This window comes from Actinomadura oligospora ATCC 43269 (assembly GCF_000518265.1).
GTDB lineage: Bacteria > Actinomycetota > Actinomycetes > Streptosporangiales > Streptosporangiaceae > Spirillospora > Spirillospora oligospora.
On record NZ_JADG01000009.1, the window covers coordinates 137,711 to 151,400 of the forward strand.

Genomic DNA, 13,690 nt, shown 5'->3' on the forward strand with positions numbered 1-13,690 from the left:
CTATGCCCCCGGCTTTTCGGGTGCGGGAGCGGTGGCGGGGGCGGTGTCGGTGTCGGACGCGGTGTCGGTGTCGGACGCGGTGACGGTGTCGGACGCGGGGGCGGTCGCGAGCCGGGGCGTCAGCAGCCGCCCGATCTCGGCGAGCGCCCCGGCCGCGGTCAGGTTCTCGTGGCTCGCCTCGACAGGATGACCCACGATCTCCCCGTCCACGTAGGGGCGCCACGCGTCGGGCGCGGACGCGGCGGGCAGCCCGGCGGGACGGTCGAGGGTGGCGACGAACAGCGTCAGGTCGCCGCGGAACACCCGGGGGACGAACTCCATCGCGAGCCGCTCGTTGTTGAGGGCGATCCGCCGGATCGCCGCCACGGCCGTCTCGTCGAGCGCGGCCCGGCCGCCCTCCCGTTCCCCGGCGAAGTCCAGCACCGAGTCGAGCAGCTTGTCGAACATCCGCGCGCGGGCCTCGGGCGACAGCTGGTCCGCGCGCACCCGGGTCCGTCCCCCCGCGCCGCCGTCCGGCGCTTCGCCTCCCGGTGCCCCGTCGCCCGTCGTCCCACCGGGAGTCGTGTCGTCGGGGGAAGCGGCGGCGTCGGTCCGGTCGGGGCGTGAAGCCTGGTCCGGGGACGGGTAGGCGTCGAGGACGGCAAGGAGCGAGACCTGCTCACCCGACTCCTGGAGGCGCGTGGCGACGGCCTGGGCGAGGAGCCCGCCGAGCGACCAGCCGAGGAGGCGGTACGGCCCCCGGGCCTGGACGGTCCGGATGCGGTCCGCGTAGTAGGCCGCCATCTCCTCGATCGTGCCCGGCAGGGGCGCCTCGCCGTCCAGGCCGCGCGCCTGGACCGCGTAGAGCGGGACGTCCGGCGGCAGGACGGCGGCGAGACCCGCGTACCGCCAGCCGAGCCCGGAGGCGGGGTGGAAGCAGAACAGCGGGGCCGCGTCGCCCCCGGTCCGGAGCGGGAACAGCACGTCGAGGTCGCCGCCCTGGCTCTCGCCGCCGAGTCCGGCGGCGAGACCCGCCGGGGTGGGGCCCGCGAACAGCGCCCTGATGGTGACCGACGGGTCGAGCTCGGCGCGGATCCGCGCGACCAGCCGCATGCCGAGCAGGGAGTTCCCGCCGAGGTCGAAGAAGCTCTCGTCCGCCCCGACCCGCTCGACGTCCAGCACCTCGGCGAACAGGTCGCACAGGACGCGTTCGGCCGGGGTCGCGGGGGCCCGTCCGCCGCTGCTGACCTCCCGGTCCGGGACGGGCAGCGCGGCGCGGTCGAGCTTGCCGTTCACCGTCACCGGCAGCTCGGGGAGCGTGACGACCGCCGAGGGGACCATGTACTCGGGGAGGCGCGCGGCGGCGTGCCGCCGCAGCGCGTCGGCGTCCGGTTCCCGGCCGTCCTCGGCGGGGGTGACGTAGGCGACCAGGCGGACGTCCCCGGGCCGGTCCTCGCGGGCCAGGACGGCCACCCGCCCGACCCGCTCGTGCCCGGCCAGCACGGTCTCCACCTCGCCGGGCTCCACCCGGAAGCCGCGGATCTTCACCTGGTGGTCCACGCGCCCGGCGAACAGCAGCCGCCCCTGGTCGTCCCACCGGCCGAGGTCGCCGGTGCGGTACATCCGCTCCCCCGGCGCGCCGTGGGGGCAGGCGACGAACCGCGAAGCGGACAGGCCGGGCCGTCCGAGGTAGCCGCGGGCCAGGGCCGCGCCCGCGATGTACAGCTCACCGACCACACCGGGCGGGACCGGGCGCAGGTGGGAGTCCAGCACGTACACGCGGGTGTTCCAGATCGGCCGTCCGATCGGCTGGGACGGGGCGTCGTCGTCCGCCGGGCCCGCGGTGGAGAACACCGCGGTCTCGGTCAGCCCGTAGAGGTTGACCACCCGGGTCCGGGGGAACCGCGCCCGGACGGCGGTCAGGGTCGCGGCGGTCAGGGCCTCCCCGGCCAGCAGCGCCGTGTCGGGGCCGTCGCCCAGCCCGCCGCCGTCCATCATCGTCAGGAACGCCGACGGGGTGGTGTTGACGAGGCCGACCCGATCGCCGCGGTCCGCGTCCCGTGGTGCCGTGGGAAGGGCGAGCGCGCCCTCGGCGACCTCCACGCAGCCGCCCGCCGTCAGGGTGGTGAACAGGTCGAACACCGACAGGTCGAAGCTGAGCGACACCACGGCCAGCACGTGCCGCAGCCGCTCCGCGCCGAACTCGGCCGCCGCCCACGCCAGCAGCGGCACCACGTTGGCGTGCGTCAGCACCGCGCCCTTGGGCGTCCCGGTGGACCCGGACGTGAAGAGCACGTAGGCGGGGTGCCGGGCCCGCAACGGCGCGATCCTGTCGGCGTCGCGCGGCGCGTGGTCGGGGCCCTCCGTCAGGGCGATCATGGTGGCCGGGTCGTCCAGGACGAGCCGCTCGCCGGGCGCGTCCTGCGGCAGGGCGGCCAGCGACGACGCCGTCCCCACCACCGCGACCGGGGCGGCGTCCCGCAGCATCGCCGAGATCCGCCCGGCCGGATGCCCGGCGTCGATCGGCAGGTAGGCCGCGCCCGCCTTCAGCGCCCCGAGCACGGCGGCGACCATCGCGGCCGAGCGGGGCACCATCAGGGCGACGACCCGCTCCGGCCCGGCGCCCAGCGCGATGAGGCGATGGGCGATCCGGTTCGCCTGCCGGTCCAGTTCGGCGTGGTTCCACCGCACGTCACCGGCGATCACGGCGGGGGCGTCCGGCGTCCGGGCGGCCTGCCGTTCCACCAGCTCGACCAGGGTGGCGTCCGGCACGTCGCGCGCGGTGTCGTTCCATTCCGTCAGGACCCGCTCGCGCTCCTGCTCGGTCAGGACCTCGACCTCGCCCACGCGGGTCCCGGCGTCCGCCGCGACCTGCCGGAGCACCGCGCCGAACCGCTCGGCAAGCCGCTCGGCGGTGGTCCGGTCGAACAGGTCGGTCGAGAACTCGAGCATGCCGTCGATCCCGCCGGACGCGCCGTCCGCGCCGGTTGCTCCGTCCGGGCCGGGCTTCCGCCGCTCGGCCAGGGTGAACAGCAGGTCGAACTTCACGCCCTGCCCGCGCCCCGGCCCGACCGGACGCGCCTGGAGCCCGGCGAAGTCCCACTCGGTCCGCGGGACGTTCTGGAAGGCCAGCATGACCTGGAACAGCGGGTGCCGTCCCAGCGAGCGGGCCGGGGCCAGGTCCTCCACCAGCCGTTCGAACGGGAGGTCCTGGTGGGCGAAGGCGGCCAGGTCGGTCTCGCGGACGCGGGCGACCAGCTCGGCGAAGGTCGGGTCCCCGCTCACGTCGGTGCGCAGCACGAGGGTGTTGAGGAAGTGCCCGACGAGCCCCTCCAGCGCCGGTTCGCCGCGTCCGGCGACGGGCGAGCCGATGGGGATGTCGGTCCCCGCGCCCATGCGGGCCAGCAACAGGGCGAGGGCCGCCTGGAGCACCATGGACAGGGTCGCGCCGTTCGTCCTGGCGACCTCGGTCAGCAGGACGTGCGTCTCGGCGTCGACCTTGAAGGAAAGCCGGTCCCCGCGCTGGCCCGCGGTGCTCGGACGCGGACGGTCGGCGGGCAGGGCCAGCTCGTCCGGCAGGCCGGCGAGCGCGTCGCGCCAGTGGGCGAGCTGGGCGCTGATCAGGCTGTCCGGGTCGTCCTCCTCGCCGAGGACCTCCCGCTCCCACAGGGCGTAGTCGGCGTACTGCACCGGCAGCGGCTCCCAGCCCGGCGCCTCGTCCCGGCACCGCGCGGCGTAGGCCGTCGACAGGTCCCGCGCCAGCACGCCCATCGACCAGCCGTCGGCCGCGATGTGGTGCACCACCACGACCAGGACGTGGTCCTCCGGGCCGAGTTCCAGCAGCACCACGCGCCACGGCGCCTCGGTCCCGACGTCGAAGCCCCGCCGGACGACCGCCGTGACGTGCGCGCGCAGATCGTCCTCGGCGATCGCCTGGACCCGCACCCGGGGACGGCCCGCCTCGCCGGTGAGGACCCGCTGGTACGGCACGCCGTCCACGTCGGGGAAGATCGTGCGGAGGCTCTCGTGCCGGTCGGCCACGTCGCCCGCCGCCACGGCGAGCGCCGCGGTGTCGAGCGGCCCGGTCAGCCGGATCACGAACGGGACGTTGTAGACCGAGCCCGCGTCCTCGAACCGGTTGAGGAACCACATGCGGCGCTGCGCGAACGACAGCGGGATCCGCTCCGGACGTTCCCGGACGGTCAGCGCCGCCCGGGTCGAGCCGCCCGCCGCCACCAGCGCGGCCACCCCGGCGGGGGTCGGCGCGCCGAACAGGTCCCGGACCGAGATCTCCACCCGCAGGACGGACCGGACGCGGGCGACCAGCCGCATCGCCAGCAGCGAGTCACCGCCGAGGTCGAAGAACCCGTCGTCGGCCCCGACCCGTTCCACGCCGAGGACCTCGGCGAACAGGCCGCACACGATCTCCTCGGCCGCCGTCCGCGGGTCCCGGCCCACCGCGAGACCTGAGAAGTCGGGCGCGGGCAAGGCCGGGCGGTCGAGCTTGCCGTTCACGGTGACGGGGATCTCCGGCAGCGTCACCACGGCCGAGGGCACCATGTGCTCGGGCAGGCGCTCCGCCAGGTACCGGCGCACCTCGATGGGGTCGGGCTCGGTCCCGGTTCCGGCGGGCACCGCGTAGGCGACGAGACGGCGGTCGCCGGGACGGTCCTCGCGGACGACGACGACGGACTGCGCCACCGCGGGATGGCCGGTGAGCGCGGCGGCGATCTCGCCCGGCTCGACCCGGAACCCGCGGATCTTGACCTGCTCGTCGCTCCGCCCGGCGAAGACCAGGTCGCCGTCGCCGTTCCAGCGGGCCAGGTCGCCCGTCCGGTACATCCGCTCCCCGGACGCGCCGAAGGGGCAGGCGACGAACCGTTCGGCCGTCAGCCCGGCGCGTCCCAGGTACCCGCGCGCCAGCCCGGTGCCGGAGACGTACATCTCCCCCACCACGCCGGGCGGCACCGGCGAGAGGTACTCGTCCAGGACGTAGACCCTGGTGTTGGGCAGCGGGGCTCCGACGAGGCTCCCGGTCGCGTTCGCCACGCGCTCGCGGTCCAGGCGGACGTGCGTGACGTGGACGGTGGTCTCGGTAATGCCGTACATGTTCACCAGCGCCGGCGCGTCCTCGGCGTGCCGCTCGTACCAGGCGGGAAGGCGCGCGAGGTCGAGCGCCTCGCCGCCGAACACCACGTAGCGGAGCCGCGTCCCGGCCTCGTCGTCCTTTGCGAGGCCGTCGGCCTGCATGAGCTGGTAGAACGCCGAGGGCGTCTGGCTCAGCACGGTCACCTCGTGGGCCGCCAGCAGGGCGGCGAACCGTTCGGGCGACCGGCTGGTCTCGTGGTCGACGATCAGGCAGCGCCCGCCGAGCAGCAGGGCGCCCCAGATCTCCCACACCGAGAAGTCGAAGGCGTAGGAGTGGAAGAACGACCAGGTGTCGTCCGGGCCGAGGCCGTACTCCGCGCCCGCCGCGACCACGAGCGCGGTGACGCTGCGGTGCGTGACGACGACGCCCTTGGGCGTCCCGGTGGATCCGGAGGTGTAGATGACGTAGGCGGGATGGTCGGGCGTGAGCGGGGCCGCCCGGTCGGCGTCGGTCGGGGCGGTGGCGGGCAGGGCCTCCAGGCGGGTGAGCACCGCGGGCGCGTCCAGCGCGACGGGGACGGCGCCGGACGCCTGGTCCAGGACCGCCGCGAGGGTCTCGGTGGTGCCGAGGACGGCGACGGGCCGGGAGTCGGCGAGCGTGGCCGCGATCCGCTCGGACGGGTAGGCGGTGTCGATCGGGACGTACGGGGCGCCGGCCTTGAGCGCGCCCAGCGCGGCGGCGACGGCGGCGGGCGAGCGCGGCAGCAGCAGCGCGACGGGCCGTTCGGGACCGGCGCCGAGCGCGATCAGGTGATGGGCGATCCGGTTGGCCTCGGCGTCCAGGTCGGCGTAGCTCCAGCGGGTGTCGCCCGCGATGACGGCCGTCGCCCCGGGGTCCCGCGCCACCTGTTGTTCGAAGCGGCCCGGGAGCGTCTCCGGCGGGACGTCCCGCCGGGTGTCGTTCCACGCGGCCAGGACCTGGCGGCGCTCGCCGGGGGTGACGACGTCCAGGTCGGCGACGTGCAGGGCGGGGTCGGCGGCGACCCGCTCCAGCAGCCGCACCAGGCGGTCCGCGAGGCCGCGGGCGGTCCCGGGGTCGAACAGGTCGGCCGCGTACTCGACGATCACCTCCATGCCCGCGGGGTCGCCGCCGTCGTCGCGGCGTTCGGTGGCGGTGAACGACAGGTCGAACTTGGCCCCCTTGACGCCCTCCGGGCGGAGCGGGTGGACGGTGAGGCCCGCGAAGCCCCAGTCGGCCCGGGGGGCGTTCTGGAAGGCGAGCATGACCTGGAACAGCGGGTGGCGGGACAGCGAGCGCGCCGGGGCCAGGTCGTCCACCAGGCGTTCGAAGGGGAGGTCCTGGTGGGCGTAGGCGGCGAGGTCGGTCTCGCGGACGCGGGCGACCAGTTCGGCGAAGGTGGGGTCCCCGCTCACGTCGGTGCGCAGCACGAGGGTGTTGACGAAGAACCCGGCGATGCGGTCGAGCGCGTCCTCGCCGCGTCCGGCGACGGCGGTGCCCAGGGGGACGTCGGTTCCGGCGCCCATGCGGTCGAGCAGGACGGCGAGTCCCGCCTGCACGACCATGAACAGCGTCGCCCGGCTCCGGCGCGCCAGCTCGACGAGCCGGGCGTGGACCGCGGCGTCGATCCCGGCGCGCACCCGGTCGCCCTCGTAGGTGGCGGCGGCGGGACGCGGACGGTCGGCGGGCAGGGTCAGCTCCTCCGGGAGGCCGTCCAGGACCGCGCGCCAGTGGGCGAGCTGGGCGCTGATCAGGCTGTCCGGGTCGTCCTCCTCGCCGAGGACCTCGCGCTGCCAGAGCGCGTAGTCGGCGTACTGCACCGGCAGCGGCTCCCACGCCGGGGGCCCGCCGTGGCGGCGCGCGGCGTAGGCGGTCGACAGGTCCCGCGCGAGCACGCCCATCGACCAGCCGTCGGCGGCGATGTGGTGCACGACCATGACCAGGACGTGCTCGTCCTCGGCGACCCGGAAGAGGGTCGCGCGCCACGGCGGCTCGGCGGCGAGGTCGAAGCCCCGCCCGGCGATCTCGGCGACGCGCGCGAGGACGCTCGACGCGGAGGCGTCCTCGACGGGCAGGACGGGCCGCGTCCCGTCACCGGTCAGGACGCTCCGGAACGACGCTCCGTCCAGGACGCGCTGGAACGGCACGCCCTCCACGTCGGGGAAGAGCGTCCGGAGGGTCTCGTGCCGGTCGGCGAGGTCGCCGAGCGCCGCCTCGAGGGCGGAGGCGTCCAGCGCGCCGGTCAGTTTGAGCGCCAGCGGGATGCTGTAGACGGCGCCCGTGTCGCCGAACCGGTTGAGGAACCACATGCGGCGCTGCGCGAACGACAGCGGGATCCGCTCCGGACGTTCCCGGACGGTCAGCGCCGCCCGGGTCGAGCCGCCCGCCGCCACCAGCGCGGCCACCCCGGCCGGGGTCGGCGCGCCGAACAGGGCGCGGACGGAGATCTGGGCGTCCAGGACGGCCCGGATCCGCGCGACCAGCCGCATCGCCAGCAGCGAGTCACCGCCGAGGTCGAAGAACCCGTCGTCGGCCCCGACCCGTTCCACGCCGAGGACCTCGGCGAACAGGCCGCACACGATCTCCTCGGCCGCCGTCCGCGGGTCCCGGCCCACCGCGAGACCTGAGAAGTCGGGCGCGGGCAAGGCCGGGCGGTCGAGCTTGCCGTTGGCGTTCAGGGGCAGCTCGGGCAGCACGACGACCATCGCCGGGACCATGTAGTCGGGGAGCCTGCCGCGCGCGAAGTCGCGCAGCCCGGCGGTGTCGACCACGCCGTCCGGCTTGGCGGGGACGACGTAGGCGACCAGCCGCCGGTCGCCGGGGCGGTCCTCGCGGGCGACCACGGCCACGCGTCCGACGGCGGGGTGGTGTTCCAGCGCCGCGGCGATCTCGCCCGGCTCGACGCGGAACCCGCGGATCTTCACCTGGTCGTCCGCACGTCCGGCGAACTCCAGGACGCCGTCCGCCGACCAGCGCGCGAGGTCCCCGGTCCGGTACATCCGCTCGCCGGGCGCGCCGAACGGGCAGGCGACGAAGCGCTCGCCGGTCAGCGCGGGGCGGTGCAGGTAGCCGCGGGCGAGCTGCGCCCCGGCCAGGTACAGCTCGCCGGTCGCCCCGGGCGCGACGGGCCGCAGGAAGTCGTCCAGGACGTAGGCGCGGACGTTCCATACGGGCCGTCCGATGGGCGCGTTCGCGGGCCAGTCGGCGACGTTCTCGGGCAGCGTGGCCGCGGTCGCGACGTGGGTCTCGGTCGGCCCGTAGTGGTTGTGGAGCCGCGCGCCCGGACGGTCCTCGAAGAACGCGCGGACCGCCGTCCCCAGCCGCAGCGCCTCACCGGCCTGGGCGAAGTGCGCGAGGTCCGCCAGCGGCACCCCGTCCCGTCCGGCGGCCTCGGCGACCGCCTCCAGGATCAGGTTCGGCGCGAACAGCTCCGACACGCCCTCGCGTTCCGCCCAGCGCGCCAGTTCCGCCCCGCCCATCCGGTCCTCGTCACCCGGCACGACGAGCGTCCCGCCCGACAGCAGCGCGGACAGGATCTCCTGCACCGACACGTCGAACCCGAGGCTGGTGAACTGGGCCGTGCGGGCGCCGTCCGCGGGTCTCACGGCCGACTCGTGCCACGCCAGCAGGTTCACCATGGCCCCGCCCGGCATCACCACGCCCTTGGGAAGGCCGGTCGATCCCGAGGTGTACAGCACGTACAGGGGGTGGTCGGGACGAAGCGGCGCGGCCCGTCCGGCGTCGTCCGGCGCGGTGCCGGGCAGCGCCGCGATCTCGGCGGCGGTCGCGGGGTCGTCCAGGTCCAGGTGCGCGAGGACGACGCCGAGATCGTCCGGTGCGCCGCCCGCCGTGACCAGGACGGTGGGGCGGGCGTCGGCGAGCATGGTCCGGACGCGCTCCGACGGATGGTCGGGATTGACCGGCATGGCCGCCGCGCCCGCCTTGAAGGCTCCGAGCAGGGCGGCGACGGCGCGCGCCGACCGCGGCAGCGCGACCGCGACGACGTGCTCGGGGCCCGCGCCGAGCGCGATCAGCCGGTGGGCGATCCGGTTGGCCTCGGCGTCGAGTTCGGCGTAGCTCCACGCGGCGTCGGCCGCGACGACGGCCGGGGCCTCGGGCGTCCGCGCGACCCGCCGTTCGAACACCTCGGGGACGGTCCGTCCCGCGACGTCGCGGGAGGTGTCGTTCCAGCCGACCAGGACCCGCTCGCGCTCGTCCGCGGTGAGGACCTCCACCTCGCCGACGCGGGTCTTGGGGTCGGCGGCGAACTGGCGCAGGACGCGTTCCAGGCGGTCCAGCATCGCCTGGACCTCGTCGGCGTCGAACCGGTCGGGCCGGTAGTCGATGCGCAGGCCGAGGCTGTGGGTGGGGGCCACCGCGAGCATGAGCGGATAGTGCGTGGCGTCCCGGCCGAGCGCCCCCATCGGGGCGATCTTCACGCCGCCCGCCTGGCCGCCGGGCCCGCCGCGCGGCGGAAGCCCGGCGGGCTCGCGCGGGTAGTTCTCGTAGACCAGGAGCGTGTCGAAGGACGCTCCGGGCCCGGCGGCGCGCTGGATGTCGGTGAGGCCGAGGTGCTGGTGCGGCAGCAGCGCGGTGCCCCGGTCCTGGAGCCCGGCCAGCATCGCCTCGAACGTCTCGGCGGGGTCGAGCCGCACCCGGACGGGGACGGTGTTGATGAACAGGCCGAGCATCGACTCCACGCCCGGCAGTTCGGGCGGGCGGCCCGCCACCGTCGCGCCGAACACGACGTCGTCGCGGTCGGTGAGCGCGGCGACGAGCATGCCCCACGCGCCCTGGATGACGGTGTTGAGGGTCAGGCCGCGCGCCCGGCAGAGGGCCCGCAGCGAGGCGGTCAGGTCCTCGTCCAGGTGGATGGCGACGCGCTCCGGGACGACCGGCGCCGAGGCCGGGTCGTCCCCGCCGGCCAGGGTGGGCCGGGTGACGCCCGCCAGCTCGGCGGTCCACGCCGCGCGCGCCGCGTCCCCGTCCTGGCGGGCCAGCCAGGCGAGGTAGTCGCGGTAGGGCGTGACCGGCGGCAGCCCGCTCCCGTCGCCGCCCGCCGCGTAGGCGGCCGACAGCTCGCGGAGCATGACGGGCATGGACCAGCCGTCCATGAGGATGTGGTGGTGGGTGATCACGAGCTGGTGCCGGTCGTCGGCGAGCCGGACCAGCGCGAGCCGCAGCAGGGGCGGGACGGCGAGGTCGAACCTCCGCTCGCGTTCCTCGGCGGCGACCGCGGCCGAGGCCGCGCGGGCCTCCTCGTCGGCCAGCCCGCTCAGGTCGGCCTCCCGCCACGGGAACTCGACAGCGGCGGCCACCACCTGCGCGAGCTTCCCGGACGCGAGCTGGACGAACCCGGCGCGCAGCCCGGCGTGCCGGTCGAGGAGCGTCGCCCAGGACGCGCGCAGGGCCGCCGCGTCCAGGGGGCCGTTCAGGTTGAGCACGTGCTGCACGACGTAGACGTCCGGGCCGTCCTCGTCGAACAGCGCGTGGAAGGCCATCCCCTGCTGCATCGGGGACAGGGGCCACACGTCGGTGAACTCGGTTCCGCTCATCGGTTCTCGCCCCACTTCGCTTCCAGCTCCCCGAGGTCCTCCTGGCTGATCCCGGCCAGCGGGAAGTCGGAGGGCGTGTGGCCGCCCGCGCCCGCCGCCGTGTGCGCGACGAGACCCGCGAGCATGTCCAACCATGCGTTTTTGAGCCCTTGGACGTCGTCCTCGGTCAGCGCTTCGGCGGACCACGAGAGCGACAGGGTCAGTTCCGGCCCGCCGGGCGTGTCCCGGACGGCGGCGGTCGCCTCCAGCGGATGCGGCGCGCGCATGCCGGGGTCGGGATCGCCGCCCATCGCCCCCTGCCTCCAGGCCCTCTCGCCGGGCGCGGAGCTTGCGGGCGCGGGTCCCCCCGGCGCCGGTCCCCCCGGCGCCGGGCCCCCCGGGGCGGGGCCTCCCGGGGCGGGGCCTCGGGCGGCGGGGCCCGCGGTGAAGCGGCCGAGGTAGTTGAAGCCCAGCCGCGGGACGGGGAGGGCGGCGAGGACCGGCCCGGTGTCGGGGTTGAGGTAGCGGAGCAGCCCGAACCCGAGTCCGTCCCCGGGGACGGCCCTCAGCTGCTCCTTCACGCGCTTGACGACCTCGCCCGCGACGTCGCCTCCGGCGCGCAGCCGGGCGAGGTCGGGCCTGCCCACGTCGAGCCGCACCGGGTGGACGCCGGTGAACCAGCCGACCGTCCGGGACAGGTCGAGCCCGGCCGCGAACTCCTCCCGGCCGTGTCCCTCGACGTCCACGAGCAGGCCGCCCTCGGCGCCGCGCCGGGTCCATCCCTCGGTGACCGCCGCCGCCAGCGCCGCGAGCAGCACGTCCTCCACTCCGGCGTGGAAGGCGGCCGGGACGTCGCCGACCAGCGATCCGGAGAGGTCCGAGGGCACCGGGAAGGTCAGCCGCCGCTGGTCGGCGGCGCGGCCGGTGTCGGCGGGAAGCCCGGCCAGCAGGTCGGATCCGTCGAGCAGGCGCGTCCACGCGTCCAGTTCGGCCACCCGGCCGGGGTCGGCGGCGTGGGCGGCGAGCAGCCGCGTCCAGCCGCGGTAGGAGGTTCCGGGCGGGGTGAGCTCCGTCCCGGCGTGGGCCGCGGCGATGTCGGGCACGAGGATCCGCCAGGACACCCCGTCCACGGCCAGGTGGTGGACGACCCAGAGCACCTGCCCCGGACGGCCCGGACCGGAGTCCAGCCACACCACGCGCACCAGGCGTCCGGCGCGCGGGTCCAGCGTGGCGGCGGCACGGCGGGCGTGCTCGGTGAGCGCGGCGGGTCCGGTCGCGCCGTCCCCCTCACCCACCTCGACGCGTTCGACCAGGTCACGGGCCTGCACCGAGCCGGGCGCGGGGATGTCCAGGCGTAGATCGCCGGGGTCGCCGGGGTCTCCGGTCAGTCGTGCGCGCAGCACGGCGTGGTGGTCCAGCACGGCCTGGACGGTCTGGACGAGCCGGTCGGTGTCCAGGTCGCCCGGGGCGCTCAGCGCGGTCCACTGGGTCAGGCGCCCGGTGAGGGCGTCCGGCCCGGACCGGTCGGCGAGCCACCGCATGACCGGGGTCAGCGGCGCCTCCCCGACGGGGTCGTCGTCCGCCGGGTCGAGACCGCCCGCGGCTTCGCCCTCGGCCGCGGCCTCGGCGGCGCGGGCGAGACCGGCGGGGGTCGGGTTCCGGAAGACGTCCTGGGCGCTGATCGCCAGGCCCGCCTTCCGCGCCCGGGACACCAGCTGCATCGACATGATCGAGTCGCCGCCGAGGTCGAAGAACCCGTCGTCCGCGCCGACCGCCTCGGCGTGGAGGACCTCGGCGAACAGCGCGCAGAGCAGCTCCTCGGCGGCCGTCTCCGGGGCGCGCCCGGACGTCCCCGCGGCGGGGTCGGGATCGGGGAGCGCGGCCCGGTCCACCTTCCCGTTCACGGTGACGGGGATCGCCGGGACGGGGACCACGACCGCCGGGACCATGTGCGCGGGGAGCCGCTCGCCCGCGTAGGCCCGCAGCCCCGCGGCATCCAGGACGGCGTCCGACGTAGCATCCGGTTCGGTGGCGTCGGCGTCGGCGTCGTTGGCGGCCGGGACGGCGTAGGCGACCAGCCGCCGCTCGCCCGGACGGTCCTCCCGGACCACCACGACGACCTGCGCGACCTGCGGATGGGCGGCGAGGACGGTCTCGACCTCGCCGAGCTCGATCCGGAACCCGCGCACCTTCACCTGGTCGTCGGCCCGTCCGGCGAACACGAGCTGACCGTCCGCGGTGCGGCGGGCCAGGTCGCCCGTGCGGTACATGCGCTCACCGGGCGGGCCGTCCGGGCAGGCGACGAAGCGTTCACCCGTGAGGCCGGGCCTGCGCAGGTAGCCGCGGGCGAGCGGGACACCGGCGACGTACAGCTCGCCCGTCACCCCGGGCGGGACGGGCCGGAGCCGGTCGTCCAGGACGTGCAGGCGGGTGTTCGGCAGCGGCCGTCCGATGGGCACGGTCCCGGCTCCGGGCGACAGCGGCGCGGTCATGGTGGCGCACACCGTGGTCTCGGTCGGTCCGTAGGCGTTGACCAGCCGCCGTCCCGGGGCCCAGCGTTCGACCAGGTGGGGCGGGCACGCCTCGCCCGCGACCACGACCGTCCCGATCGGCCCGAGGCCGCCGTCCGGCAGCGCGGACACCACGGTCGGCGGCAGCGTCGCGTGGGTGATCCCGAACCGTTCCGCCAGGTCCGCGAGGGAACCCTGCGGCGGCAGGCGGTCGGCGTCCGGGACGACCAGGCAGCCGCCGGTGAGCAGCGCCATGACCGTCTCCCAGACGGCGGCGTCGAAGCTGAGCGAGGCGAACTGGAGCACGCGCGCGTCCGGGCCCGCGCCGAGCCGCGCGGCATGCGCGGCGGCCAGGTTGCCGAGCCCGGCGTGCGACACGACGACGCCCTTGGGCGTGCCCGTCGAACCGGAGGTGTAGATCACGTAGGCCGGGTGGGACGGAAGGAGCGGCGCGGAGCGGTCGGCGTCGTCCGGCGGGCCGGACGGCTGGGCCGCGAGTTCCGCGCGGACGTCCTCGTCGTCCAGCGCCAGGCGCGTCGCGGGGCCGTCGCGCTCGGGCA

The 13,690-nt window shown here is 76.1% G+C and carries 2 protein-coding genes (1 of these 2 only partly in view); both read right to left on the bottom strand.

Going from position 1 to position 13,690, the window contains the following annotated elements:
- Complete coding sequence (locus tag P696_RS45575; protein ID WP_034484980.1) at positions 1-10,641, bottom strand: non-ribosomal peptide synthetase; 10,641 nt, start codon at positions 10,639-10,641, stop codon at positions 1-3.
- Positions 10,638-13,690: the 3' end of a non-ribosomal peptide synthetase gene (locus P696_RS0114880; protein ID WP_034484982.1), read on the bottom strand. The gene runs 8,047 nt beyond the window's last position; the window shows 3,053 of its 11,100 coding nt (coding positions 8,048-11,100); its start codon lies beyond the right edge, outside the window; the stop codon is at positions 10,638-10,640. Before P696_RS0114880 ends, P696_RS45575 begins: the two co-directional genes overlap by 4 nt.